The sequence below is a fragment of the Kitasatospora sp. NPDC127035 genome (assembly GCF_042726075.1).
GTDB lineage: Bacteria > Actinomycetota > Actinomycetes > Streptomycetales > Streptomycetaceae > Kitasatospora.
The window spans coordinates 17,600-41,637 of sequence record NZ_JBHXDN010000071.1; the positions used below are offsets into that span (position 1 = coordinate 17,600).

Annotated in this window: 23 protein-coding genes; 11 read left to right on the forward strand and 12 right to left on the reverse strand. The window is 74.7% G+C overall.

Annotated features, from left to right (window positions below):
• The first annotated feature begins 170 nt into the window (after window positions 1-170).
• Entirely contained in the window at window positions 171-941 is a 771-nt protein-coding gene (locus tag ACFWIC_RS33695) for a dienelactone hydrolase family protein (RefSeq protein WP_380520752.1), read from the forward strand.
• 15 nt (window positions 942-956) lie between these two features.
• Here the strand turns inward: ACFWIC_RS33695 and ACFWIC_RS33700 are convergent, their stop codons facing one another.
• Both ACFWIC_RS33700 and ACFWIC_RS33705 read right to left on the reverse strand, forming a co-directional pair.
• Window positions 957-1,664 carry a VOC family protein gene (locus ACFWIC_RS33700; protein ID WP_329950482.1) on the reverse strand — a complete coding sequence of 236 codons (708 nt, stop codon included), beginning with the start codon at window positions 1,662-1,664 and terminating at the stop codon, window positions 957-959.
• Between the two features lie 70 nt (window positions 1,665-1,734).
• Window positions 1,735-2,280 carry a GNAT family N-acetyltransferase gene (locus ACFWIC_RS33705; RefSeq protein ID WP_380520753.1) on the reverse strand — a complete coding sequence of 182 codons (546 nt, stop codon included), beginning with the start codon at window positions 2,278-2,280 and terminating at the stop codon, window positions 1,735-1,737.
• Window positions 2,281-2,745: 465 nt separating this feature from the next.
• On the opposite strand from ACFWIC_RS33705, the gene ACFWIC_RS33710 reads away from it, so the two are divergent.
• A complete protein-coding gene (locus ACFWIC_RS33710) occupies window positions 2,746-4,662 on the forward strand; it encodes an SMI1/KNR4 family protein (RefSeq protein ID WP_380520754.1) in 1,917 nt (638 codons plus the stop codon).
• Here the strand turns inward: ACFWIC_RS33710 and ACFWIC_RS33715 are convergent.
• From ACFWIC_RS33715 to ACFWIC_RS33725, 3 genes are all read right to left on the reverse strand, one after another.
• Window positions 4,614-5,210, reverse strand: a complete 597-nt coding sequence (locus ACFWIC_RS33715) for a GNAT family protein (RefSeq protein ID WP_329950484.1) — start codon at window positions 5,208-5,210, stop codon at window positions 4,614-4,616. The genes ACFWIC_RS33710 and ACFWIC_RS33715 overlap by 49 nt on opposite strands.
• Before the next feature lie 124 nt (window positions 5,211-5,334).
• A complete protein-coding gene (locus ACFWIC_RS33720) occupies window positions 5,335-6,366 on the reverse strand; it encodes an ABC transporter substrate-binding protein (protein ID WP_380520755.1) in 1,032 nt (343 codons plus the stop codon).
• A 192-nt stretch (window positions 6,367-6,558) separates the two neighbouring features.
• Window positions 6,559-7,335, reverse strand: a complete 777-nt coding sequence (locus ACFWIC_RS33725) for a MerR family transcriptional regulator (RefSeq protein ID WP_329880567.1) — start codon at window positions 7,333-7,335, stop codon at window positions 6,559-6,561.
• Between the two features lie 216 nt (window positions 7,336-7,551).
• On the opposite strand from ACFWIC_RS33725, the gene ACFWIC_RS33730 reads away from it, so the two are divergent.
• From ACFWIC_RS33730 to ACFWIC_RS33740, 3 genes are read left to right on the forward strand one after another with little or no spacing between them, the layout of a single operon-like run.
• Entirely contained in the window at window positions 7,552-9,174 is a 1,623-nt protein-coding gene (locus tag ACFWIC_RS33730; protein ID WP_380520756.1) for a flavin-containing monooxygenase, read from the forward strand.
• Window positions 9,171-10,196, forward strand: coding sequence for an alpha/beta fold hydrolase (locus ACFWIC_RS33735; protein ID WP_380520757.1), 1,026 nt, complete (start codon window positions 9,171-9,173; stop codon window positions 10,194-10,196). The genes ACFWIC_RS33730 and ACFWIC_RS33735 overlap by 4 nt, the downstream gene beginning before the upstream one ends.
• On the forward strand, window positions 10,193-11,086 hold the full coding sequence (locus ACFWIC_RS33740) for an SDR family oxidoreductase (RefSeq protein ID WP_329950488.1): 894 nt from the start codon (window positions 10,193-10,195) through the stop codon (window positions 11,084-11,086). Before ACFWIC_RS33735 ends, ACFWIC_RS33740 begins: the two co-directional genes overlap by 4 nt.
• 55 nt (window positions 11,087-11,141) lie before the next feature.
• On the opposite strand, the gene ACFWIC_RS33745 is transcribed toward ACFWIC_RS33740, so the two are convergent.
• The 4 genes from ACFWIC_RS33745 to ACFWIC_RS33760 all read right to left on the reverse strand — a co-directional run bounded on the left by ACFWIC_RS33745 (window position 11,142) and on the right by ACFWIC_RS33760 (window position 14,568).
• A complete protein-coding gene (locus tag ACFWIC_RS33745) occupies window positions 11,142-12,341 on the reverse strand; it encodes a serine hydrolase domain-containing protein (protein WP_380520758.1) in 1,200 nt (399 codons plus the stop codon).
• Window positions 12,342-12,346: 5 nt separating this feature from the next.
• Window positions 12,347-13,285, reverse strand: coding sequence for a DUF6895 family protein (locus tag ACFWIC_RS33750; protein WP_329880562.1), 939 nt, complete (start codon window positions 13,283-13,285; stop codon window positions 12,347-12,349).
• Entirely contained in the window at window positions 13,282-14,142 is an 861-nt protein-coding gene (locus ACFWIC_RS33755; protein WP_380520759.1) for a hypothetical protein, read from the reverse strand. Before ACFWIC_RS33755 ends, ACFWIC_RS33750 begins: the two co-directional genes overlap by 4 nt.
• Window positions 14,143-14,367: 225 nt before the next feature.
• The gene (locus tag ACFWIC_RS33760; protein ID WP_329880560.1) at window positions 14,368-14,568 is read right to left on the reverse strand and encodes a hypothetical protein; all 201 of its coding nucleotides are present in this window, start codon (window positions 14,566-14,568) and stop codon (window positions 14,368-14,370) included.
• Window positions 14,569-14,750: 182 nt separating this feature from the next.
• On the opposite strand from ACFWIC_RS33760, the gene ACFWIC_RS33765 reads away from it, so the two are divergent.
• Window positions 14,751-15,527 carry an SDR family oxidoreductase gene (locus ACFWIC_RS33765; RefSeq protein ID WP_329950490.1) on the forward strand — a complete coding sequence of 259 codons (777 nt, stop codon included), beginning with the start codon at window positions 14,751-14,753 and terminating at the stop codon, window positions 15,525-15,527.
• Window positions 15,528-15,711: 184 nt separating this feature from the next.
• Window positions 15,712-17,568: an ABC transporter ATP-binding protein gene (locus ACFWIC_RS33770; protein WP_329880558.1), complete on the forward strand. Its 1,857-nt coding sequence runs from the start codon at window positions 15,712-15,714 to the stop codon at window positions 17,566-17,568.
• Between the two features lie 130 nt (window positions 17,569-17,698).
• Here ACFWIC_RS33770 and ACFWIC_RS33775 read toward each other — a convergent pair whose 3' ends face one another.
• Window positions 17,699-18,367, reverse strand: a complete 669-nt coding sequence (locus ACFWIC_RS33775; protein WP_329880557.1) for a lysophospholipid acyltransferase family protein — start codon at window positions 18,365-18,367, stop codon at window positions 17,699-17,701.
• A 283-nt stretch (window positions 18,368-18,650) separates the two neighbouring features.
• Here ACFWIC_RS33775 and ACFWIC_RS33780 point away from each other — a divergent pair, with 283 nt between their 5' ends.
• Window positions 18,651-18,863, forward strand: coding sequence for an EF-hand domain-containing protein (locus ACFWIC_RS33780; protein WP_329880556.1), 213 nt, complete (start codon window positions 18,651-18,653; stop codon window positions 18,861-18,863).
• Window positions 18,864-18,963: 100 nt separating this feature from the next.
• On the opposite strand, the gene ACFWIC_RS33785 is transcribed toward ACFWIC_RS33780, so the two are convergent.
• Window positions 18,964-21,180: a CDP-glycerol glycerophosphotransferase family protein gene (locus tag ACFWIC_RS33785; RefSeq protein ID WP_380520760.1), complete on the reverse strand. Its 2,217-nt coding sequence runs from the start codon at window positions 21,178-21,180 to the stop codon at window positions 18,964-18,966.
• Between the two features lie 719 nt (window positions 21,181-21,899).
• Between ACFWIC_RS33785 and ACFWIC_RS33790 the strand changes: the two genes are divergently transcribed.
• Together ACFWIC_RS33790 and ACFWIC_RS33795 are read left to right on the forward strand one after the other, a co-directional pair.
• Window positions 21,900-22,169 carry a hypothetical protein gene (locus tag ACFWIC_RS33790; protein WP_329880554.1) on the forward strand — a complete coding sequence of 90 codons (270 nt, stop codon included), beginning with the start codon at window positions 21,900-21,902 and terminating at the stop codon, window positions 22,167-22,169.
• Between the two features lie 239 nt (window positions 22,170-22,408).
• Entirely contained in the window at window positions 22,409-22,852 is a 444-nt protein-coding gene (locus ACFWIC_RS33795) for a secondary thiamine-phosphate synthase enzyme YjbQ (RefSeq protein WP_329950492.1), read from the forward strand.
• Window positions 22,853-22,940: 88 nt separating this feature from the next.
• Here ACFWIC_RS33795 and ACFWIC_RS33800 read toward each other — a convergent pair whose 3' ends face one another.
• Window positions 22,941-23,606: a DUF1990 family protein gene (locus ACFWIC_RS33800; protein ID WP_380356981.1), complete on the reverse strand. Its 666-nt coding sequence runs from the start codon at window positions 23,604-23,606 to the stop codon at window positions 22,941-22,943.
• A 153-nt stretch (window positions 23,607-23,759) separates the two neighbouring features.
• On the opposite strand from ACFWIC_RS33800, the gene ACFWIC_RS33805 reads away from it, so the two are divergent.
• Window positions 23,760-24,023 carry a hypothetical protein gene (locus ACFWIC_RS33805; protein ID WP_380520761.1) on the forward strand — a complete coding sequence of 88 codons (264 nt, stop codon included), beginning with the start codon at window positions 23,760-23,762 and terminating at the stop codon, window positions 24,021-24,023.
• Window positions 24,024-24,038: the final 15 nt, after the last annotated feature.

Below are 24,038 nucleotides of genomic sequence, written 5' to 3' on the forward strand. Positions count from 1 at the left end.
CGGGGCCGGAGTCCCGCTGCGTGCGCGGGCGGGCACCTGCGGCCCGACGCCGGTGCCCGACGCCGGTGTCCGGTGACGGGTCGGCGACAGGTCGGCAATTGCGTGGACGAATCGTCCCGGGTCCCCGATACTCTGCGGGCCGGACCGCCGAGAGCCGAGGAGAACCGAACGTGACGACGATCGCCGTGCGCAGCAGCTCCGTTGACGTCCCGACCGCCGACGGCGTCGCCGACGCCTACCTCTCCCACCCCGACGACGGGCAGGCCCATCCGGGCGTCCTGCTGTACATGAACGCGTTCGGGCTGCGGCCCGTCCTGGAGACGATGGCGGACCGGCTCGCCGCCGAGGGGTACACCGTGCTGGTGCCCAACGTGTTCTACCGGCTCGGGCGCGCGCCGCTCGTCCGACTGCCCGAGCCGCCCGAGCTGATCAGCACCCGGACCGACCCGACGCTCTTCGAGCGCCTCGGCCCGATGATGGACTCGCTGACCGCGGAACTCTTCGCCCGAGACGCCGACGCCTACCTGCGGTGGCTCGCCGAATCGCCGGCGGCGACGGACGGGCCGGTCGGCATCACGGGCTACTGCCTGGGCGCGAAGCTCGCGCTGCAGACCGCCGCCGCCCGCCCCGAGCGGGTGGCGGCGGCGGCCGGCTTCCACGGGGGCCTGCTCGCCACGGCGGAGCCGGACAGCCCGCACCTGCTCGCCGGACTGGTCCGCGCCGAGCTGTACTTCGGCCACGCCGACCAGGACGAGTCACTGCCGGTGGAGCAGATCGACCTGCTGGCGAAGGCGCTCACCGAAGCCGGTGTCCGCCACACCTGCGAGGTCTACGAGGGCGCGCCGCACGGCTTCACCCAGTCCGACACCGCCTCCTACCGGCCCGAGGCCGACGCCCGGCACTGGGCGGCACTGCTCGCCCTGCTGAAGCGCTCGCTCTGACCGGTTCGCGGAACCTCAGGGAGCGAGCTGTTCGAGGCGCCTGAAGTCGTCGTCGAGCAACTCCTTCTCTTCGTCGGTGAGTTCGGCGGCAGCGGCCCGGGCCCGGGCGGTGAGGCCGGCGGCGGCCGCGGTGTCCGCCGTGCGGTGGGCCAGGTCGGTGCGCAGCACGAGGAGGCGGAACAGCGTGGCGGGCGGGGGCTGTTCGTCCTCCTTCTCCAGGGCCCGGTCCAGGATCCGTGCGGCCGCGGTCAGGTCCTCCTTGGAGTCGGCGAGCAGGGCCGCGTGGTACAGCGCCTTGGCGAACGGCTCTTCGGGGGAGGGGCGGTGGCTCTGGTCGTCATCGATCGGCTGCACGATCCGCAGGCAGTTGCCGCCCGGGTCGGTCATCAGGAACTGCCGGACCCCGTGCGACGTGTCGCCGACCGGGCCGATCCGCGGCAGGCCCCGGATCGGTACCCGGCCGTAGGCGGACTTGAGGCCCGCCCGGAAGGCGCCGTGCAGCTCGTCCACGTCGTCGGTGCAGACCAGGCAGGTGCTGTGGGAGGCGGCCGGGTCGTACCGCTTCATGCCGAAGAAGTGCAGCTGGACGCCGCCGCGCACGACGACGGCATAGGGGTTGGGGCTCTTCTGTTGGAAGGTCACCTCGAAGCCGAGGGCGGTGTAGAACTCCAGCACGGGCGGGAGGGTCTGGCAGGGCAGGATCGGAATTGTCGTCTCAGCCATGGTCGCGGACTCTACGCGGCTCCCGCCTCCGGCGCACATGGCGATCCGCAGGCGCGGCACGGGGGTTGTGCTACGCGGTCCGGAGCCGTTTGGCCATCACGAGCTCCCGGGTGACGCCGTCGGGGAGCAGCCCGCCGGGCGCGCCGGTGGGGGCGAACCCGTGGCGCCGGTACAGCGCGACGGCGGCCTCGTTGCCCGGAATCACGGCGAGGCGCAGGGACGTGGACCCCGCGCGCCGGGCCCACTCCTCGACCGCCGCGATCAGGCGGTCTCCGACCCCCTGTCCCCGCGCCGCAGGTCCGACCCAGACCGACCGCAGCTCGCCGACGCGCTCGTCCGCTCCGTCTCCGCCCGTGCCCGCTCCGTGGTCTCCGCCGTCCGGCCCGGGCAGTCCGCAGGCCAGCCCGACGGGCCGGCCGTCGTCCCGCACGGCCACGACGTGCACGGCGTCCGGCCGGTCGAACCGGGCGCGCCACCGTGCCTCTCCACCGTGGTGCCAGTCGGCGGACCGCACCCGGAAGGCGTGCGGGGCGTCGGCCAGCGCTGCGAGCCGGGCGTCCCGCCAGACCGGCCAGTCGGCAGGGTCGGCGGGGGTGAGGATGCGGAGATCGGCCATGGTGGCAGTCTGACCGCCGGAGGCCGGGCGGTCCACGGTGCGGGGGTGTGTCGAGGGCCGTGGTCGGAGCCGGTCGTGGGGCCCCCGCCGGAGCGCGACGGCCTCGGCCCCGACCGGCCGGTGGTGGGGTCGTGGACGCCGGCCCGACCCGTACGAGGCGGTGACCGAAGGAAGAACTCCTGGTGCGGTAGCGGTGCGGGAGCCTCCGGCCGGTCCTGCGCGGAGCGGCCGGTCACTGCTGCTGAGGGCCCCCGATCCGCGGCGGTCGACGGCGAACCGGACCCGTCGTGCCGGGCGGCACCGGTCGGGGCCGTCGTTGTCGGCGCGCCGGTCGGCCGCCAGGCTCCCGGGGAAGCCGTCGGCCGCGTCGGCGCGGACGGGTGCGGAGGGGCGCGGAGGGCTGCCGGACGGGACCGTTCCCGGCGTCCAAGGGATCTGTCGGTGCTGCGTGCAAGGATCGCGGCCATGACCGAGCAGACCTTCGACTGGCGGCTCTTCCTCACCCGTTGGAGCGAGGAGTGGGCCGACGTGCACACCGACCCGACGGGCCGTCAGCCCGGCGGGGAGGACGCCGGGCGCCCGCACCGGCTGGGCTTCGACCCGGCGCCGGAGGAGCGCATCGCGGCGATGGAGGAGGAGCTGGGCTGCGCGCTGCCGCCGTCGTACCGGGAGTTCCTCGCCGTCAGCGACGGGTGGCGGCACGCGGGGGGCTTCGTCTACCGCCTCGCCGGCACCGACGAGGCGCGCTGGCACCTGGACGGCCACGCGATCAGCGAGTACTGGGGGGAGGACGGGCTGGCGGGGATGTGGGAGCGTGCCCTCCAACTGGACGTCGAGTCCGACCTGGTGCTCGTCCTGCTCGATCCGGAGGACCGGGACGCCGACGGGGAGTGGGCGGCGTACTCCTTCGCCTCGTGGCGGGCGGCCCCGCCGGAGCGGTTCGGCTCGTTCCGCGCGTTCATGGAGGCGATGTACCGGGAGTTCCACCGGTCCGCGACGAGTGACCACGGCGAGGCGTTCCGCAACGCCACCACCCGTGAGCAGGACGCCCGGGTCGAGGCGGCCCGGCTGGACGCGCTGGCCGGGGCGTCCGAACGGGCGGAGGCGGCGCTGGCCGAGGCCGCCGAGTTCGGTCGGCCGCGCGCCGTGGGGCTGTACGGCCAGCTGCGCCGGCTCCGGGGACCGTCGGGCCACGGGGCGTTCGGCGCGCTGCCGCACGATTCCCGGCTCCTCGGTGAGGTGGTGGCGGTCCTCGCGGCCGACCATGTGCGGTCGGGCCGCGACGAGGCGTCCTGGGGGCGCCTGACCGGGATCCTCGCCGAGGGCCTGCGGGGCGAAGCCGACGCGGTGCTCCGGCAGGTCCGGGAGCGCACCTTCCGCTACACCGCGCCCGGTCCGTTCGGCGAGGCCGTCGAGCGAGCGCGGGAACAGGCCCGCTGGGGCGGGACGGAGGCCGCCTGGCGGACGCTGCGCGCGGCACTGCCGCAGTGGACGCCGGTCGCGCCGGACCACCTCGCGCCCGTCGGGCTGCTCGCCGACCCGCTGCTCGGACCGCTGCTCACCCCGGAGCGCGGTCACGAGCTCCTGGGCGTACCGAGGGGCGGCGCAGCCGTACCCCGGCCGACGCCGGTCGCGGCAGCGGACGGGCCGGACGGGGCGGACCTGCCGGAGGAGGCCGACGGGCTCGCCTGGCTGGCGGCGGAGCCGACGTCGGGCGGGCGTCCCGAGCCCTACCGCTTCGTGCTGGTCGAGGGCGTCGCGCCGGACGCGCTGCCCGTCGTCGTCGCCGCGGACGAGGCCGCTCGGCTCGATCCGCCGACGAGCCGCCGGGAGCCCGCCGTCCGTCGACCGGCGGGCGGCGGGTTCGTGGCGTTGGACGGGTCGGAGCCCGCCGTGGTCGGCCGCGCGGGTGACGCCGCCACTCCCTGGAGCTTCGCCTTCGACCTGCGACCGTCCCGGTTCGACGTGGATCGCTTCACCTCCCCGGCCGCAGCCGTCTCGGGCCGGACCGGGGGGCGCGTGGTCGCGGTCTTCGTCGCGCCGCAGGAGCGGTTCTTCCACCTGTCGGTGGCCGGGGGCGGGGAGGAGCGTTACGCGTTCACCGCCCGGGGGACGGCCGTCGACCGCACCGGGCGGGAGGCGGTCCCGGCGGCGCTCGACCCGGACGGGCACTTCGGTCCGGACCGGCACGGGCGGCGGGGCGAGTGCGAGGTCCTCGCGGCGCTCGCCGTCGAGTTCGGTGTGAGCCTGCCCCGGTTCGCCCTCACCGAGGGGCGGCTGCACACCTTCGCCAACCCGTCCTGGGCGCCCCCGCCGCCGGGGCCGGGCGAGCCCTACCTCACGGTGGCGCTCCTCGAACCCCGGTCGTCGGAGGCGCCCTGACGGCGCCGTTCCTCCCACTCGGCCCGGAGCATGCCGAACAGCAGCCGGTCGTACCGCTCGCCGCCCAGCAGCACCGCACCGCGGCGGCGTCCTTCCTCGCGGAAGCCGAGGCGGGTGAACGACCGGGCGGCGCGCTCGTTGCCGCTCCAGGTGTCCAGCTCCATCCGGTGCAGCGGGTAGGCACCGAACAGGTGGTCCACCAGCAGCCCCAGCGCCTCCGAGCCGTACCCGCGTCCCCAGAACTCCTGTTCACCGATGGCGATCCCGACCTCGGCGACCCCCTCGTACGGGTCGAGGCCCCGGTAGTCGACCAGGCCGATGGCACGGCCACCGGCCGTCTCCTCGACGGTGAACATGGCGGCCTCGCGCGGGTTCAGCCGCAGGATCCGGCCGAAGCGGTCCGCCAGCGCCTCGGCGGTGGTCGGCCCGAACAGCGGGTCCCCGGCCGCCGCCCAGCGCACCACCTCCGGGTCGTTGCGCCACCGGAGCTGGTGCTCCGCGTCCTCCGCGCGCAGGGCGCGCAGCCTTACGGCCTTACCTTCGATCATGATCGGATGGTAGGCCCGTAAGGCTGCGCGGACACCCTGGTTTTCGCAGCCGTTCGTCGACCGTCGCAGCCCTGGTCCCACGCCCGGTGCGGGCCCCGGGGCCGCAGCCGCACGGACCGCCTCGTCAGGCCGTCAGGCTCCGGCGGATCTGGTCGAGGACCAGGCCCGCGCCGGTGTAGCCGATGCCGAGCATCCACAGGTTGTCGTCGACCTGGTAGACCTTCCCGTTGCGCACCGCGTCGAGGCCGCTCCAGAGCGAACCCGAGACGATCTTCCCGTGGTCGGACTTGGCCTGGTCCCCGTAGACGGAGTAGAAGATGACGTCGGCCGCCGCCTTGTCGACCTGTTCGGGGCTGATCTCGATCGAGAAGCCGGGCTTGTCCTGGTCGGCGGGGCGGCCGACGCCGATGTCCTTGAACAGGGAGCCGACGAAGGTGTCGTTGAGGTAGAGCCGGGTGGGGGCGCCGGCCAGGAAGCGCGCCATCGCGACCTTGAGCGCGGCTGCCTTCGTCGGGCCGCCGAGCGCGGTGACCAGCTCGCGCACCTTCGTCCGGTAGCTCTCCTCCACGGCGGAGGCCTCCGCCTGCCGGCCGAGTGCCTCGGCGTGCAGCCGGGCGTTCTCCTTCCACGCGGGGCCGGTGGTCGCGCTCAGCACGGTCGGTGCGATCTTGGACAGCTCGTCGTAGCGCTTGTCGTCGCGGACCTGGTTGCTGAGGATGAGGTCGGGCCGCAGGGCGACGATCGCCTCCAGGTTGGGCGCGCCGATGGTGCCGACGGTCCTGACGCCGGTCAGCCGGTCGGCGGGCAGGTAGGCGGAGAGCGGCGCGCCGGCGGCCACGGTGGTGGCGCCGACCGGGGTGAGGCCGAGGGTGACGACCGAGTCGAGGGCGTCGGTGTCCAGCACGACGACGCGGGCGGCACGGGCCGGGACGGTGCTCTCGCCGCGCGCGTGCCGGACGACCCGGGGAGCGCCGCCCGACGGGCCGGAGGCGCTCGGCCCGGCCGGTCCGGGCGACGGGCCGGTTCCGCCCCCGCCGGTTCCGCCCCCGCCGGATCCGCCGCCCCCGCCGGATCCACAGGCCGCGAGGGCGAGTCCGGAGGCGAGGGCGAACAGGGAGCGGCGGGGGAGGGAGCGAGCGGCGGCGGCATCGGGCATCGGGCGACTCCGTTCCGGCAGGCGGCGAGGCGCCCCATCCCTGCCCGGGGAATCGGTTCCCTACGCCTCCGGAGGGTCACGTCCGGTGACGGAGGGCGCACGGCGGGCGCGCTGCGGGAGGATCGAGGGCGGACGGCGCTCGGACGGCGCTCGGGCGGCGGTCGGACGCCGGCGCGCGGAACCCGCAGGCCGTCAGTCGTCCTCCTGCTTCTCCAGCCGCTGCCGCAGCAGCCCCTCGTACTCGGCGTGCACCCGCCGGTCCATCGCGAGCGCGAACTGGGCGTCGGTGACCGTCCGGGCCAGCGGGCGGATCCGGAGGATCTGTTCGGTCAGCCGGGCGGCCTCGCCCGGAGGCAGTGGCGCTTCGTCGGTGAGTGCGCCCAGGAAGTGCTCGCGGACCAGCGAGGTGAAGATCTCGGCTATCGCGGTCACGTGCTCCTGGGTCCGCCGGCTGGACTCCAGGACGACGGAGAGCGGTACGCCCTCCGCGACCAGGGCCGTCGTGGCGTCCATCAGCCGCCGGCTGACGTGGGTGATCCCGTCCTCCCGGACGGTGACGAATCCCTGGGCGACGGCCTCGGCGGTGTTCTCCTCGGTGAGCTGGTCCCCGAAGGCCGCCCCCAGTTCGTCCCAGCCGAGGTGCACCGGCGCCTCGTCCGACCAGGGGGCGACGATGGCCGCCTCCAGGCCGATCAGCTCGGCCACGTCGCGGCCGCTCTCCCCGGCGCCGATCAGTTCGGCGATGCCACCCAGGGTGTGGCCGCGCTCCAGCAGCTCGGCGATCATGCGCAGGCGGGCCAGGTGGGTCTCCCCGTACCAGGCGATCCGGCCCTCCCGGCGCGGCGGCTGGAGGAGCTTGCGCTCCCGGTAGAAGCGCAGGGTGCGGGTGGTGATGCCGGCGGCCTTGGCGAGTTCCTCCACCCGGAACTCGCGTTGTCTGTCCTCGGCGGCTGCGCTGACCTTGTCCACGGCGATCAGCATAGGACGGGCGGTCGCCGAACCGGGACGGTCGCGCTTCTTCCATCAACTGTCAGCAAGGGCTACCCTGCCAATCGTGCCAGTGATTGCTGGCATGGTTGGCTCGATCGGCGCCCGAGGTCCGCGTGGAACGACCGACGCGACCCGGCGCCCCGCCGAGCAGTGGCAGCACGTACCCTCACGGCCCCACTCCCAGGAGGACGCCGCATGGCATCCAGCAGCAAGCGCCCCCGCCCCGGCGCGACCGGCGCGACCGACGAGGCAGGTGTGACCGCCGAGACCGGCGTGACCGACGGGGCCGGCCCGGTCGAGGAGTCCCCCGTCCCCCACGTCCGCGTCGCCGTCATCGGGTCGGGCTTCGGGGGCCTCGGCGCCGGCGTCCGGCTGCGCCGTGCCGGCATCACCGACTTCGTCATCCTGGAGCGCGCCGACTCGGTCGGCGGGACGTGGCGCGACAACAGCTACCCCGGCTGCGCCTGCGACGTCCCGTCCCACCTCTACTCCTTCTCCTTCGCCCCCAACGCCGAATGGCCGCGCAGCTTCTCCGGCCAGCCGGACATCCGCGCGTACCTGGAGAAGGTCACCGACGTCTTCGGTCTCCGCCCGCACCTGCGGTTCGGCACCGAGGTCACCGAAGCCCGCTGGGACGACGAGCGGGCCCACTGGCGGATCGTCACCACGGCCGGCCGGTGGACCGCCGACGCCGTCGTCGCCGCCGCCGGACCGCTCGCCGACCCGCAGATCCCGGACCTGCCCGGCCTGGACACCTTCCCCGGCAAGGTCTTCCACTCCTCCCGCTGGGACCACGACTACCGGCTCGCCGGGCAGCGCGTCGCGATGGTCGGCACCGGGGCCTCCGCCGCACAGATCATCCCCGCGATCCAGCCGCAGGTCGGCAGCCTGACGGTCTTCCAGCGCACCCCGGCCTGGGTCCTGCCGCGCCGCGACCGCGAGATCACCCGGCTGGAGAAGTGGCTGCACGGCCGGCTGCCGGCCACCGCGAAGCTCCGCCGCGGCGTCCTCTTCGCCCTCCGCGAGGTCCAGGTCGACGCCTTCGTCCGGCGGCCCGGCCTGCTCAAGGTGGTCCAGCGGCTCGCCGAGCGGCACCTCGCCGACGGCGTCGCCGACCCCGCCCTGCGCGCCAGGCTCACCCCCGACTACCGGATCGGCTGCAAGCGCATCCTGCTCAGCAACACCTACTACCCGGCGCTCGCCGCGGCCAACACCGAGGTGGTCTCCTCCGGACTCGGCGAGGTGCGCGGATCGACCCTGGTCGCGGCGGACGGCAGCGAGCACGAGGTGGACGCCATCGTCTTCGGCACCGGCTTCCACGTCACCGACATCCCCGTGGCGGCCCGGGTGTTCGGCGCCGCCGGCACCAGCCTGGCCGACGAGTGGAAGGACGGGGCGGAGGCGCTGCGCGGCTCCACCGTCCACGGCTTCCCGAACCTCTTCTTCGTCATCGGCCCCAACACCGGCCTCGGCAACAGCTCGATGATCCTGATGATCGAGTCCCAGCTCAACTACCTGATCGACGCGTTGACCACGCTCCGCTCGACCGGTGCCGCCGCCATGCAGCCGACCGCCCGGGCCCAGCGCCGCTGGAACCTCGAACTCCAGCACCGGATGGACCGCACCGTGTGGACCACCGGCGGCTGCCGCAGCTGGTACCTGGACAAGAGCGGCAGGAACACGGTGCTCTGGCCCGCCTCCACCAGCTCCTTCCGCCGCGCGACCCGCCGGGTCGACCTCACCGAGTACGAGCTGATCCACCGCCGCGACGCCGCCGGCGGCACGACCACCACCGAGGCCGAGGAGGTCCTGGTATGAGCCGCCCGACGATTCCCGCCGACTGCGTGCCGCCCGCCCCGACGGAGGAGGCGGACGTCCGCTCGGCCGACGGCACCCGGCTGCACGTCGAGGTGTACGGACAGCCCGGTGCGCCCACCGTCGTGCTCGCCCACGGCTGGACCTGCTCGACCCGCTTCTGGGCCCCGGTGATCCACCGGCTCGCGGACCGGTACCGGGTCGTCGCCTACGACCAGCGCGGCCACGGCCGCAGCGAGGTCCCGCCCAGCAGGGTCCGCTACTCCACCCGCGCGCTCGCCGAGGACCTCTCCGCCGTGCTCGACCGGACCGTCCCGGCGGGGGAGCGTGCCGTCCTGGCCGGCCACAGCATGGGCGGCATGACCGTGATGGCCGCCGCCGGCCGGCCCGAGGTCGCCGAGCGGACGGCCGCCGCCGTACTGATCTCGACCGGCTCGTCCGACCTGGTCGCCGATCTGCGCGTCGTCCCGGACGCGGTGCGCTCCCCGGGGCTGCGGCGCTTCCTGCACCGCCGGATCCTGCGCTCCCGGCTGCCGCTCGGGCCGCTCGGTCCGGTCACCCGGGCCGGCCTCAAGTACGGCACCATGGGCGCCGGTTCGCCCGCCGACCGGGTCGAGGTGACGGCCCGGATCGTGCACGCCTGCCCGACCGCGGTCCGGGCCAACTGGGCCCTGGTGCTGGACCGGCTGGACGTCCGTGCCGGACTGGCCCGGCTCACCGTGCCGACGGCGGTCGTGGTCGGCACCGACGACCGCCTCACCCCGCCGGTGCACGCGCACCGGATCGTCGCCGCGCTCGCCGACCCGCAGGGGCTGCTCCTGCTGCCCGGCGTCGGTCACATGGCGCCGATCGAGCGGCCGGCCGAGGTGGCCGACGAGATCGACCGGCTCGCCGTCGCCCATCTGCCCGGCGCGGCCGCCGGGCGGGCAACCGGCCTGCCCGCCGGGGCCGCTGCGCCCTCCGGGCCCGCCGGCTCCCCGTCCGTCACCGGTACCGCCACCCCCGAGAGGACCGCCGCCGCATGACCGCCACCCCGCCGCTCTCCGCCCAGGTCGCCGTCGTCACCGGAGCCGCCCGGGGTGTGGGCGCCGCCCTCGCCCGCACGCTCGCCCGGCGCGGGGCGAGGGTCGCGCTGGTCGGCCTGGAGCCGGCCGAACTCAAGGCGGTCGCCGCGCAGTGCGGCCCGTCCGCCACCGCCTGGGAGGCCGACGTCACCGACGTCGACGCGCTCACCGAGGTCGCCGGCCGGATCAAGGAGCACTACGGCCGGATCGACACGGTCGTGGCCAACGCCGGCATCGCCATCGGGGGCCCGCTGCTGGACAGCGACCACCGGGCGTTCAGCCGGGTCATCGAGGTGAACCTGCTCGGCAGCGTGGCCACCGCCCGGGCCTTCCTCCCCGCCCTCACCGAGAGCCGCGGCTACCTGCTGCAGATCGCCTCGCTGGCCGCGCTCACTCCGGCGCCGCTGATGAGCGCGTACTGCGCCAGCAAGTCCGGGGTCGAGGCGTTCGCCCACGCGATCCGTGCCGAGGTCGCCCACCAGGGCGTCAAGGTCGGTGTCGGCTACCTGAGCTGGACCGACACGGACATGGTGCGCGGCGCCGACGAGGACGCCGTCCTGCGGCAGATGCGGGACCGCCTGCCGTGGCCGGCCAACAAGACCTACCCGCTCGACCCGGCCGTGGACCGCCTGGTCGCCGGCATCGCCCGGCGTTCCGCGCACGTCTACGCCCAGGCGTGGCTCCGCGGCATGCAGCCGGTCCGCTGGATGCTGCCGGCCCTGATCGCCGCGGTCGGTTCCCGTGACGTCGCGCGCCTCGCCCCGCAGCTCGCGGCCACCGCCGCCTCCCGTCTGCGCCCCGTCGGGGCCGGTGGCGAGGCCGACACGGCGGCCCGGTCCGAGCAGCAGTGACCCCCGTGCCCGCCGTCCGGCCCGGACGGCGGGCACGCAGCGTCCGCGGCCTCGGTCAACCCGTCGGCTCCGCGAGCTGCTTCAGGCTGTCGTAGGCCGCCTGCACGAAGCGCCCGTCGAGCGACGGACCGGTGTTGGTGAGGGCGGCGACCGCCGTCGCGGTCTGGGGGCAGAAGCCGACCAGTGCGGTGAACCCGCGGGTGGCGCCGGAGTGGAAGAGGAGGTCGCGCCCGTCCGCGGTCGTCCGGCAGTTCCAGACCAGCCCGAGCCGGTCGGCCGAGCGCGGCAGGCGCAGCCGCGGGCGCCGGACCTCGCGCAGGGCGCGCCCCAACGCGTCGGTGTCCGGGGCGAGGTGGGCGCGGAGGTAGTGCAGCAGGTCGGTGCCGCTGGCGCGGACGGCTCCGGCGCCCGGCAGGCCGGGGATGCGCCAGGGCGGCAGCGGGTGGCCGCGCCGGTGGCCGGTGGCGCGGTGCGGGGCGTCGGGGGAGCAGGTGGTGGCGCGCAGGCCGAGGGGGAGGGAGACGCGGTCGGCGAGCAACTCGGCGTAGCCGGTGCGGCCGGTCCCGGCGAGCAGCCGGCCGAGCAGCCCGACGCCGAAGTTGGAGTAGCCGTACCGCTCACCGGGTCGCTGGCGCACGGTGGTTCGGGCCAGACCGGCGCGCAGCAGCCGTTCGTCGTAGCCGGCGTACGGGTTGGCGGTCCAGGCGGGGAGGGCGGTCGCGAGCAGTCCGGGCGGGAGCCTGGGCAGGCCGGAGGTGTGGGTGGCGAGGTGCAACAACCTGATCGGGCCGCCCCGACGGACTTCGGGCGCTTGCCAGTTCGGCGGGAGGTGCCGCTCCATCGGGTCGTCCAGGGCGAGTTCACCGCGCTCGGCCATCACGGCGAGCAGCAGGGCGGTGAACGTCTTGGTGACGGAGCCGAGTTCGAAGACGGTGTCGGGTGTGCAGGGTTCCCCGTCGACGGCGGTCCGGCCGTGGCAGTGCACGGCGGTCCGGTCTCCGCGCGCCACGGCCAGGGTGACGGCGGTGGCGTGCGGCGCGGCGGCCCGGACGAGCGCGGCGGCCTGCGCGGCGCCCGGACCGTCGGAGCTGTCCTCGCCGTCCGCCGCCTCGCGGCCCCGGGCGTCCGTGACGCCACCGCGGCCGTCCACCGCGCCGGTGCCGGCGGACGGGCCCGGACGGCCTGCCGCCCGCCGGGAGGCCGGGTCCGGGCCTGCCGTCGCGTCCGGGCCTGCCACCGCGTCCGGGCCGGGCATCGCGTTCAGGCCGCGACCGCGGCGCCGCCGAGCGCGCGCGACAGCGTGACGGTACCGGCCACCACCGCGACGACGGCGGTGTGCTCGTGGTCGCGGAAGGCCTGTTCGGGGTCGTCCGAGACCGGTTCGGAGTTGTCGCGCGGGATCAGGCCGTCCTCGCGCTGGACGGCGGCGAGCGCCTCCCAGCCCTGTGCCCCGGTGACCGGTTCGCCGATGCAGGAGTCGACCACGAGCAGTTCCCCGACGAGGTCCCACTGGCCGACCTCCAGCCAGATGTCGACCCAGGCGGGCAGCCAGGCGCGGACGTAGTCGCGCATCGGTTCGGGCAGGTTCTCGGGCCGGGCGCCCCAGTCGGTGATGTGGAAGACGGTGTGGGTGATGTCGTACCCGGTCATCCAGTCGACGGCCCACGGTTCGGGGGTGGCGCCGAGCCAGGTCCCGGCTGCGAGCGCGGCCCAGTCGTCGGGCTGGTTGCGCAGGCCCACGACGCGGCGCGCGTTGGCGACCGCGAGCCGCCGGCTGGGCAGGATCTCGGCGACCTGGACGGCGCGGAGCTTGGCGAGCGACTCCAGCAGCTCGTCCATCGGGGGGTGCCGGTAGCCGGACCTGGCGAAGTGGACGTACGTCTCCAGCGGGTCGGTCATCACCAGGTGGCGCAACTGCCGTTCGTACAGCAGGTTGCCTTCCCGGAGCTGGGCCCAGCCGAAGTCGAGCAGCTCGCGCGCGATCCGTGCGTCGTGCGGGCCGGTGACGCCGTCGCGCAGGACGAGCGAGGCGGCCAGCGCACACTCACCGAGCGGCTTGTAGGCGTTGTTGGGGTCGGCGAGGTCGATGGTGATGTTGTCGGAGAGCTTGCCGAACCCGATCTCGTGGGAGGCGTGCAGCCAGGCCATCGCGCGCGAGCCGATCTGCTGCGCGGTGGAGAGGATCCGGTGGTCGGTCATGGGGTGGCTCCGCTCAGCAGGGCGTCCGCGATGGAGAGTTCGAGCGCGGTGCGGGCGCTGCCGTCGCCGACGACCTGGATCCGTTCCAGGACGGGGGCGATCTCCAGCGGCACCGGCCGGCCGTCGGCGGCGGCCCAGGCGAGCCAGCGGGCCAGCCGCGCGGCGACCCGGTGGTCGCGCCGGAGCATCGAGCGGACGGCCCCGCGGGCGAGGGCGAGGGTGTTCGCGCGGGCCGCGTCGTGGACGGGGCCGTCGAGGTCCGGGAGGGCGAGCGACGAGAGCTGGGCCATCCGGACCGACCAGGCCTGCCAGGCGTGGGGTTCCAGCCGCGGGACGCGGTCCGGCTGCGGCGCGGCCAGGTTCACGCCGGGGGCGGCGAGGCGGGCGAGGTCGGCGGTGGACGCCAGGGCCCGGGTGAGCAGGGATCCGGCCGCCCAGTCCCGCCAGGCGGTGACGACCGCCGTGGCGTCGGGGCCGAGCCCGTCCGGTCCGCCGTCGGGACCGTGTCCGTCGGGACCGTGCCGGGGGGAGGCGGCGGTGCCGGACGGAAGGCCGGGGGAGAGGGGCGCCGACGCGGCGCCCGCGGGGAGTGCGGTGGGCGGGAAGGCGAGGAGGGCCTCGGCCAGGAGCAGGACGGCCTCGTCGTCGGGGCCGGCCGCACCGAGCAGTCGTGGGGCGAGCAGGTCCGGCCCGAGCACCCGGGCGGCGGCGAGGACCGGACGCGGCGCGGTGCCGGTACCGGGATCGGCGAGCGCGACCGCACCCTCGACGCCCCGGAGGGCGTCGAGGGTGCGGCCCGCCAGCCGCTCGACCGCTGCGGCGTACTCGTCGCGGAGCGAGAGATCGGCGGTTGGCATGGTGCGTGATTCTCCTTGAGGGGTGTCGCGGTGTCTCAGGGCTGCGGCGGGCCCGCGTGACGGCGGTGCGTCCCCGTGTCGGTGGCGCGTCCGCGTGTCGGAGGTTCCGCCGGGCCCGGGCTCATGGCCTGCGGCCCCTGCCCGTCGGTTCGCGGCTCCGGTCGGGCCGGTGAGCCGTAGGGTCGGGAGACTCCGCGGGTGGCCCGGGGGGCCGGGTGGTTCCGGCTACCGGGTCTTCTCCTTGGGCTGCTTCGGCGACAGCAGGAGTGCGAGTCCCACCAGCAGCAGCGCAGCGGCTTCGGGACGGTACGTGGGCGCGTCGCTCACGACGGCCTCGTCCTCCACCATCAGCGCACCGAGTGCGTCGAGTTCGGCCCGGGTCGCGAGCGGCGCCGGGGCCCTTCCGGTCAGGTGCTGAGCAAGCATCAGATGTGCCTCCTCATCGGATCTTCACCGCCTGGTCCGGCGGCGCCCCCCTCGAAAGACGATACGAGTGCGAACCATCGGCCGCCACCGCAGTACGCTCCGTGACCGTTTCCGGGAGGGGGGATGCTCGCGCGGCCTGCCGTGGTACCGCCGGGTACCCGTGAGTAGGTACGGTCGGGTGCATGACCACCACTGCCTTGATCACCGGCGCGACCGCCGGCATCGGAGCCGCGTTCGCCCGTCGGCTCGCCCGGAGCGGCTACCGACTCGTCCTGGTGGCCCGGGACACCGAGCGACTGGAACGTTCCGCCGCGGACCTGAGGGGGAGGTTCGGCGTCGAGACGGAGGTGCTCACCGCCGACCTCGCCACCGACGACGGCATCGCGGCCGTCGAGGCCAGGCTCGCCGACCGGGTCCGGCCGGTGGACCTCCTGGTGAACAACGCCGGCTTCGGCAACCGCGGCGCGTTCTCGACCGTGCCGCTCCAGGACGAGCTGGACATGCTGAAGGTGCACGTCGAGGCGATCCTGCGGCTGACCACGGCCGCCCTGCCCGGGATGCGCGAGCGCGGTCGCGGCGCGGTCGTCAACGTCGCCTCGGTGGCGGCCTTCCTCCCGCGCGGCACCTACGGGGCGAGCAAGGCGTGGGTGGTGAGCTTCACCCAGGGGGTGATGCGCGACCTCGGGGGCACCGGCGTGCGGCTGATGGCGCTCTGCCCGGGCTTCACCCGCACCGAGTTCCACGAGCGGGCCGGCATGGGGACGGGGAACATCCCGGCCTGGGGCTGGCTCTCCGCCGAGCGGGTCGTCGACGAGGCCATGCGCGACCTGGCGCGGGGGCGGTCGCTCTCGGTGCCGAGCAAGCGGTACAAGCTGGCCGTCGCGATCGCCCGGGTGCTGCCGTCCGGCAGGCTCGGCGGGGTCTCCTCCAAGGCGGCGCGCACCTATCGCACCACCTGACCGGCGGCGGGGGCGGAGCGGTCGGGCCGCACGTGCGCCGGGTGGAGCAGAGGCCATCTCACTATTAGCTTTGCTAACTATGAGCCTCACTCGCTATGCTGGCGGGCGACCGACCGCCCACCCGCCGTCGGCGCGCGCCCCGTGCGCGGCGCCCGCGCGGCGGCCGACCCGGGGAGGAGCGCCCGTGCGCCCCGAACGCACCCAGTGGACCCCGCCCGCCCTCGCCGAGGGCGAACCCCGCCCGCCGACCCAGTGGCGGCGCATCCTCGGCCTGTTCCGCCCGTACTCCGGCCGCCTCACCACCGTCGGCCTGCTCGTGGCGGCCTCCGCCGTGGTCTCGGTGACCACGCCGTTCCTGCTCCGCGCCGTCCTGGACACCGCCATCCCGCAGGGCCGCACCGGGCTGCTCACCCTGCTCGCGCTCGGCATGGTCGCCGCCGCGGTCGTCAACAGCATCTTCAACGTGCTGCAGACGCTGATCTCCACCACCGTCGGCCAGCGCGTCATGCACGACCTGCGCACCGACGTCTACAGCCACCTCCAGCGGATGTCGCTCGCCTTCTTCACCCGGACCCGGACCGGCGAGGTCCAGTCCAGGATCGCCAACGACATCGGCGGCATGCAGTCCACGGTGACCTCCACCGCCACCTCGCTGGTCTCCAACTTCACCGCCGTGATCGCCTCGGTGGTCGCCATGGCCGCGCTGGACTGGCGGCTCACCGTGGTCTCCCTGGTCCTGCTGCCCCTGTTCGTGTGGATCAGCCGCCGGGTCGGCCAGGAGCGCAAGAAGATTACCGGCGACCGGCAGAAGCAGCTGGCCGCGATGAGTTCGGCGGTGCAGGAGTCGCTCTCGGTCAGCGGGATCCTGCTCGGCCGCACCATGGGCCGCTCCGACTCGCTCTCCCGCGAGTTCACCGCCCAGTCGGACCGGCTGGCCGACCTCGAAGTGCGCGCCTCGATGGCGGGCCGCTGGCGGATGAACACCATCCAGATCGTGATGGCGGCCATGCCCGCACTGATCTACTGGGCGGCCGGACTGGCGGCGGCCGGCGGCGCGCCGATCGTCTCGGTCGGCACCCTGGTCGCCTTCGTCTCCCTCCAGCAGGGCCTGTTCCGCCCGACCGTCAGCCTGCTCTCCACCGGCGTCCAGGTGCAGACCTCGCTCGCGCTGTTCCAGCGCATCTTCGAGTACCTCGACCTGCCGGTGGAGATCGCCGAACCCGACCGCCCGGTCACCCTGGAGACCATCCACGGCGAGGTCCGCTTCGAGGGCGTCGACTTCCGCTACGACCCGGACCAGGAGCGGCCCACGCTGGCCGGCCTCGAACTGAAGGTCCCGGCCGGCAGCTCGCTCGCCGTGGTCGGCGAGACCGGCTCCGGCAAGACCACCCTCAGCTACCTGGTGCCCCGGCTCTACGACGTCACCGGAGGCCGGGTCACCATCGACGGCGTCGACGTCCGCGAGCTCTCCTTCGACACCCTGTCCCGGGCGGTCGGCGTGGTCTCCCAGGAGACCTACCTCTTCCACGCCTCGGTCGCCGACAACCTGCGCTTCGCCAAGCCGGACGCCACCGACGAGGAACTGGCCGCCGCCGCGCGGGCCGCACAGATCCACGACACCATCGCCGCCCTGCCCGACGGCTTCGACACCCTGGTCGGCGAACGCGGATACCGCTTCTCGGGCGGCGAGAAGCAGCGGCTCGCGCTGGCCCGCACCATCCTGCGCAACCCGCCCGTGCTGATCCTCGACGAGGCCACCAGCGCCCTCGACAACAGCACCGAGCGTGCCGTTCAGCAGGCGATCGACACCCTGGCGGCGGGCCGCACCACGATCACCATCGCGCACCGCCTCTCCACCGTCCGCGCCGCGGACCAGATCGCCGTCCTCGACCGCGGCGGGATCGCCGAACTGGGCACCCACGACGAGCTCCTGGAGGCGGACGGCCGCTACGCCGCGCTGCTCCGCCGCGAGGTCCCGGCCGCCGCGCCGCAGGCGTCCGGCCACGACCGGACCCCGGCCGCCGTCCCCGGCCGCGCCTGACGGCCCCGCCGACGCGTCCGCGGCGCCCGGCACGCCCGACCGACGCCACCGGGTGCCCGCAGCACGCCGCAGGGCGGCCACCCGGTGGGGTGGCCGCCCTGCGGTCGACACGGGCGCCGGCGGGCCCGGTTCAGGCCGCCTTGGGGATCTCGTTGTAGGTCTCCGCGCGCTCCTGGCCGGAGAGCTTCTGGATCGCCGCCATCACCTCGTCGGTGACCTGCCGGCGGGCCTTGAGCGAGCGGGCCTGGCCGTGCAGGTCGTCGAAGTGCAGCGGCTCCCCGAACCGCACCGTGACCTTCCGGACGCGCGGGACCCGCTTGCCGATCGGCAGGATCTGGTCCGGACCCTCCAGGGCCACCGGAACCACCGGGACACCGGCGGTGAGGGCCAGCCAGGCCACCCCCGTCTTGCCCCGGTAGAGGCGGCCGTCCAGCGAACGGGTGCCCTCCGGGTAGATGCCGAAGGCCTTGCCGTCCTCCAGGATCTCCAGCGCGGACTCCAGCGAGGCCTGCGCCGACCGGTAGGTGCCGCGCTCGACCGGCACCGCGCCGATCGCCTCGAAGAAGCCCTTGGACAGCGAGCCCTTGAGCCCGGTGCCCGTGAAGTACTCGGCCTTGGCCAGGAAGTGGACCCGGCGCGGCGCGGTCAGCGGGATCACCACGCTGTCGATGAAGGAGAGGTGATTGCTGGCCAGGATGACGCCGCCCTTGCGCGGTACGTTCTCCATGCCCTCGATGGTGGGCCGCCAGATCCCCCGGGCGAGCGGTTTCAGCACCAGCCTGGTGACGAGATCGAGCATGGTCCCTCCCTGGACGAGCACGCCCGAGAGGTGCCCGGGCCTGAGATACGACGAGCGGCGGTCGTTCCCCCGGCCGGGCCGGGATCAGACCCGCAGACTACGACACCCACCCCCGAGCCCGTCCACTCCCGCCGACCGTGGCGCTCACCACGGCCGGGTAGGGTACGGCCGTCGGAAACGCACATCAGCAGGTCTTCTGGATCAGCAGATCTGTAGATCAATGGATCAGCAGATCGCGGGCTCGGGGGATCGGCAGTTCATCAGTCCTCAGGAGGGGCCACCCATGGCAGACGTCGACACCATCCGCGCGGCGTTCGACAAGTTCGACGTGAACGGCAACGGCCGTATCACCGCCACCGAGTACGCCAAGGTCGCCCGCGAGCTCGGCGACCTGACCACCTCGATCGCCGTGGCCGAGGCCGTCATCAAGCAGATGGACACCAACCACGACGGCGAGCTGACGTTCGAGGAGTTCCTGGCCGCGCGCCAGGGCTGAGGCCGCTCGGGCGGGGCGCCGGATCCCTCCGGGCCCCGCCCGCCGCCTTCCGGCCCGCCCGCCGCCTTCCGGCCCGCCCGGGCCGGCGGCTCCGCGGGGTTCAGCCGGTCGTCGGGAACACCCGGCGGACCACCCGTTCCGCCGCCCCGCCGTCGTCCCAGGGGCAGAACCGCCGACGGAACGCCGCCCGCGCCTCCGGCTCCGGGTCCCCGGCCAGCAGGGCGCTCGCCAGACCGTCCGGGTCCGTGGTCAGCGCGCCCGGCGGCTGCTCGAACAGGTCGAAGTAGACGCCGCGGTCCCGCCGGTACTCCTCCCAGTCCGGCGCGAAGATCACGACCGGCCGGTCCAGCACGGCGTAGTCGAACATCATCGACGAGTAGTCCGTGACCAGGACGTCCGCCGCCAGGTACAGGTCCTCCACGGTCGGGTGCGCCGACACGTCCAGGATCTCGGCCGCGCCCTCGTCCGCCGCCAGGTCGCCCGGAGCGCCGGTGTGGAAGTAGTGGGTGCGCACCAGCAGCGTGAACCCGGGACCGAGTCGACGCGCCAGGTCCCGCACGTCCAGCAGCGGCACGTACCCGCCGCGCGCCTCCCGGTGGGTCGGCGCGTACAGCACGGCGGTGCGCCCGGGCTCCAGCCCGAAGCGCTCGCGCATCGCGGCCACCTCGGCCGGCGCGGCGACGGCCAGCCGGTCGTTGCGCGGGTAGCCGGTGTCCAGCATCTCGTACCGGCCGGGGAAGGCCCGGGCGAAGTGCTCGCTGGTGTGCGGGTTCGAGGAGACCAGGAAGTCCCAGCGGTCGACGGCCTCCCGGAGCCGGTCGAAGTCCATGCCGTCGGCGGCCACCGGGTGGTCCCTGAGGTCCATGCCCATCGCCTTCAACGGCGTGCCGTGCTGGGTCTGGACGTGTACCGTCCCGGGGCGCTTCGCCATCGTCCGCGGGAAGTTGACGTTGTTCACGAAGTACTTGGCGGTGGCCATCGCCCTCAGGTACGCGGGCGTGTTGACGATCACGTACGGGACGCCGGCCGGCAGGGTCGCCGCCTGCTTGCGGTTCTCCACCACCCAGACCCCGCGGATCCCCGGCGCCAGCTCCTTCGCCTTCTCGTAGATCGCCGCCGGGCTGCACGCGTAACCGCGGTGCCAGTACGCCGCGTACACCGCCAGGTGCCGGTCCAGCGGCAGCCGGCGGAACGCGTTGTACGCGGTGAACCGGGCGCCGCTGCGCACGCCCTTCTTCAGGGCCGGCGCCACCGCTCGGGCCCCGCGTCCGAGTTCGCGCGGCAGCCGGCCGGTGCGGCGCAGCTCGGCGTACGCGCGCCGTGAGCCGCGCGCCGCGAGCCGGTACTGCACGCCGCGCACACCGCCGGGGAACCGGTAGCCCGCCGGGCGGTGGCGGGCGAAGTGCCCGGCGATCCGGCGGAAGAACTCGGGGCGCAGCCCGACCGGCACCAGCCCGGGGGTGTCGTACACGGTGAGCGCCTGCTGGACGGTCCGCTCGAAGACCAGGGTGCGCAGCGACTCGGGGACGGGCGGGCCGGGCCGGGCCTCCGGCTCCCGGTCCAGGAAGTCGAAGATCGCGTCGTACTGGGCGAAGGCGTCGGCGTGCCGGGGGGAGGCCGTGCTGGTGATCGCACCGGCGCGGCCCCGCCGGTAGAAGTAGCAGGGGCGGTCGAGGTAGCGCAGTCGTCCGGCGGCGAGCAGCGCCGGGTAGGTGACCGAGATGTCCTCGTAGTAGCCGCGGCCGAAGGAGACCCCGAGGGCGAGCAGGAACTCGCGCCGGAACACCTTGTTCCAGACCGACATCACGGTCCTGAACAGCGCCGGGTGCTCGGCCAGCGTGCATCCGGCCACCAGCGGCGAGCCGGTCAGCACGTGCCGCCAGGGGTTGGGCTCGGTCCCGCCGTCCGGGTACACGTGCGTGAAGTCGGTCAGCAGGACGTCGGTGGGGGTCTCGCCCCGCTCCTCCCGGGCCGCTTCGCCGGCGAGTTCGTCGAGGAGGGCTGCGACGGTGCCCTCGGGCACCCAGTCGTCGCTGTCGACGAACCAGACGTAGGTGCCGCGGACCTCGGGGAGGGCGGCGGTCCGGGCGCCGCCGAGGCCCTGGTTCTCGGCGAGGTGGAGCACGCGCAGCCGGGGGTCGCGGGCCGCGTACGCGTCCAGGATCGCGCCGCAGCCGTCGGGCGAGCGGTCGTCGACCGCGATCACCTCGAAGCGGGACTCGGACGAGGGGGCGTCCGCCAGGAGGGAGTCGAGGCAGCGGGGCAGGAAGCGCTCCACCCCGTGGACCGGAAGCACGATGCTGAGGAGAACTGGCACGCTGGCCGAGTCTACCGAGCGGCGTGCGCGTACCCGCCGGACGGGGCGGTCCCGGCGGCGCACTGCGGCCGGTCCGAGGGGCGGGGTGCGGGCGGGGACGGGGTGGACGCGGGGACTCCCGGGACCGCCGGTGCCGGACCCGTGCGGGGCGGCACCGGCAGCCTGGTGGCGGCCCGGCCGACCCTCTACGGCCGGCCGCCGGTCCGGGCACCGCCCGAGCCGGGTCGCCGCAGCGTCGAGGCGGCCCGGCAGTGGCTCGGGGGAGCCGGAATCTTCATCAGTCGAACGGGCCTGCGGAAGGGGATCACGCCTGCGCGGTCGTTAGAGATATTGCTTGGAGCCAAGGCTCGCGTCAATCCCTCGTCTGTGTTCACTTCCTAAACGGACAGTCGGACTCCGATTGTGGTCGGCCACCCTCGCTCGACCCTCGCTCCACCGCCCGCCCGGCGGCTACGGGAGGTGAGACGGCGGTGACTCCGTGCGCCCCGGCGCACACCTTCGGGGCGGGCGCCGGGCGCGTGCCCCGAAGGCCCCGCTGACGTGCGGCCGGTCGTGCACCATCATTGATGCCTAGTCGTGACCGGCCGAGCGGCCCCTGGTGCAGTGTCAGTTGACGCCGCACGATACGGTGGCAGCACACTAGGACGGTTGCGCGAAGGCCGTCTCTCACGGATAGTCTTCGCCTCACGGCCCTGGCGCCTCGTAGGGGTGGGAAACTGATGGAACAGATGCAAGTCCGGACTCGGCCCCGCGTGCCGGCGATCCAGTGCGGTGTCGGCGCGACCGGCCGCCGGATCGAGCGTCACCTGGCTGTGCTCGGCGCGCCCGCACTCCCGGCGGTGGACACCGCCGAGGCGCTCGGGTTGATAAGGGAGCTGACGCCGCGCGGCGCCAGTGCCCCGACCGCGCCGCCGCGCCGTCACGCACGGGTCAAGCTGCTGGCGCCGCTGCGCCGGCTGCGACGGGGTCTCTTCGGTGGGCGCGGCTGAGGGCCCCAGGCCCCGGGGTGCCCGTCATCCCTCGCACCCACCAGCACCGGCCCGGCGGATCCTCACAGAACCGTCGGGTCTTCGCCGCGCCCCGCACGCCTCCCGCAGGCGACCTGCGGGACCGGGTGCCCGGGCCTCCGAGAGGTCTGAACCTCTCACTCTACGGTGACTTGCCGCCCCGGCACGGGGAGTCGGCGAGGCTGGCAGCCGCACCCACCGGCGTGAGCCAGGATGACGGCATGGCGGACCACACTTACACCACGTCCACGACCTTCCGGACCACGACCTTCGAGATCACCACCGGCAGCCGCGAGGTCGCGCTCGACATCACCGACCGCTGCACGCGGTTCCTCAACGACCACGCGGTCGGACGCGACGGCCTGCTCAACGTCTTCGTGCCGCACGCCACGGCGGGCATCGCGGTACTGGAGACCGGCTCGGGCAGCGACGACGACCTCCTGGCCACGCTGCGCGAGCTGATTCCGGCCGACGACCGCTGGCGTCACCGGCACGGGAGTCCCGGCCACGGCCGCGACCACGTCGTTCCCGGGCTGGTCGCCCCGCACGCCACCCTGCCGGTGATAGGCGGCCAACTGGCCCTGGGCATCTGGCAGTCCGTGGTCCTGATCGACACCAACGGCGACAACCCCCGGCGGTCCGTCCGGCTCTCGTTCCTGGGCTGATCCGGGCCGGCCCGGGCCCGGCTCGGCCGGGGGCGCCCGGGCGCCCGGCCGCACCGGGCCCGGGCGCCCGGGCCCCGGCGGCTGCCGGCTACGGAGCGGCGACCGTCGGTGGAGTACGCCGCGCGTCCGGCGCGGGCCGGGCGGCCACCTCGGCGGGGCCGGTGTCGTCGGGGCCGGTCCGGGGGCGGCCGACGGCGGCGGAGGCCACGGCGGCGAGGTACCGCTCGATCGCCAGGTACTGGCAGAGCAGCGCGACCGGTCGGCCGATCCGCGCGTACCGGGCGGCGAGCCGGGAGAACGCGGTCACCTCGAACCAGACCTCGCCCGCCGCGTCCATGGACACCAGGAACGCCTCCTCGCCGCACTCCGGGTGGCCGGGCAGCGTTCCGTAGGCGAAGCCGATCCGGTCCGGCTCGTCGACGGTCCACACCACCCGGCACGGGATCACTATCCGGGGGCGGCGCGTGCCGGGCAGGCTGAGGCGCAGCAGGACGGTCGCCCCCGGCTCGGCGGGCGTGTGCGGATACACGGCGAAGCCGGTGCCCAACTGGCTGCCCCAGCCCAGTACGTACCGTCCGGCCCGCTCCAGCACCTCGGGCCCGCGTCCGAGATGGACGCGTCGTCGCAGGTGCGCGTACCCGTCCGGCAGCCTGGCGTCCCGCGTGGCGCCGACCTCCGGGTAGCTGGGCTCGGCGGCCCGGGCGGTCAGCAGCCGTCGGTGCAGGGCGGGGGGCGGCGCAGGGGCGTCGGGCATGCGGTTCACCGTACCCGCCGCCTCCCGGACGTCAGGACGTGCCCTTCGCCCGAGGTCTCGCCGTCCGCGGTGGCCCGGTTCCTCGCGCCGCGCCCCCGGGGCGGTCTCCCCGGCGCCTTGCGGCAGGGCCGGGGTGCGGAGTAGGAAGGCGGCATGAGCGAAGCGGTCACGAACCACGAGGACGCCCCGAACGTCCGGAACGTCCCAGACGCGACGGACGCCACGGACAGCGGGGTCTGTGCCCTGGCGCCCGGTGGCGCAGAGGCGGCGCTGGTGCACGATCCGGAGCTGACCGGTCCGCGCGCCGACTGCGTCCTGTGCGGCGACCCGACCGAGCTGCCCGCCGACCACCCGGGCACCACGCTCTGCCCGGTGTGCGCCTGGCAGCAGGCGCAGCGGATCGCCTGCTCCGGCTGACCGCGCCGGGCCCTG

Coding starts and splice junctions, on each gene's coding strand:
- ACFWIC_RS33700 (WP_329950482.1), bottom strand. CDS start 1,664: ATGGCTGAGACGACAATTCCGATCCTGCCCTGCCAGACCCTCCCGCCC.
- ACFWIC_RS33705 (WP_380520753.1), bottom strand. CDS start 2,280: ATGGCCGATCTCCGCATCCTCACCCCCGCCGACCCTGCCGACTGGCCG.
- ACFWIC_RS33710 (WP_380520754.1), top strand. CDS start 2,746: ATGACCGAGCAGACCTTCGACTGGCGGCTCTTCCTCACCCGTTGGAGC.
- ACFWIC_RS33715 (WP_329950484.1), bottom strand. CDS start 5,210: ATGATCGAAGGTAAGGCCGTAAGGCTGCGCGCCCTGCGCGCGGAGGAC.
- ACFWIC_RS33720 (WP_380520755.1), bottom strand. CDS start 6,366: ATGCCCGATGCCGCCGCCGCTCGCTCCCTCCCCCGCCGCTCCCTGTTC.
- ACFWIC_RS33730 (WP_380520756.1), top strand. CDS start 7,552: ATGGCATCCAGCAGCAAGCGCCCCCGCCCCGGCGCGACCGGCGCGACC.
- ACFWIC_RS33735 (WP_380520757.1), top strand. CDS start 9,171: ATGAGCCGCCCGACGATTCCCGCCGACTGCGTGCCGCCCGCCCCGACG.
- ACFWIC_RS33740 (WP_329950488.1), top strand. CDS start 10,193: ATGACCGCCACCCCGCCGCTCTCCGCCCAGGTCGCCGTCGTCACCGGA.
- ACFWIC_RS33745 (WP_380520758.1), bottom strand. CDS start 12,341: ATGCCCGGCCCGGACGCGGTGGCAGGCCCGGACGCGACGGCAGGCCCG.
- ACFWIC_RS33750 (WP_329880562.1), bottom strand. CDS start 13,285: ATGACCGACCACCGGATCCTCTCCACCGCGCAGCAGATCGGCTCGCGC.
- ACFWIC_RS33755 (WP_380520759.1), bottom strand. CDS start 14,142: ATGCCAACCGCCGATCTCTCGCTCCGCGACGAGTACGCCGCAGCGGTC.
- ACFWIC_RS33760 (WP_329880560.1), bottom strand. CDS start 14,568: ATGCTTGCTCAGCACCTGACCGGAAGGGCCCCGGCGCCGCTCGCGACC.
- ACFWIC_RS33765 (WP_329950490.1), top strand. CDS start 14,751: ATGACCACCACTGCCTTGATCACCGGCGCGACCGCCGGCATCGGAGCC.
- ACFWIC_RS33775 (WP_329880557.1), bottom strand. CDS start 18,367: ATGCTCGATCTCGTCACCAGGCTGGTGCTGAAACCGCTCGCCCGGGGG.
- ACFWIC_RS33780 (WP_329880556.1), top strand. CDS start 18,651: ATGGCAGACGTCGACACCATCCGCGCGGCGTTCGACAAGTTCGACGTG.
- ACFWIC_RS33790 (WP_329880554.1), top strand. CDS start 21,900: ATGGAACAGATGCAAGTCCGGACTCGGCCCCGCGTGCCGGCGATCCAG.
- ACFWIC_RS33795 (WP_329950492.1), top strand. CDS start 22,409: ATGGCGGACCACACTTACACCACGTCCACGACCTTCCGGACCACGACC.
- ACFWIC_RS33800 (WP_380356981.1), bottom strand. CDS start 23,606: ATGCCCGACGCCCCTGCGCCGCCCCCCGCCCTGCACCGACGGCTGCTG.
- ACFWIC_RS33805 (WP_380520761.1), top strand. CDS start 23,760: ATGAGCGAAGCGGTCACGAACCACGAGGACGCCCCGAACGTCCGGAAC.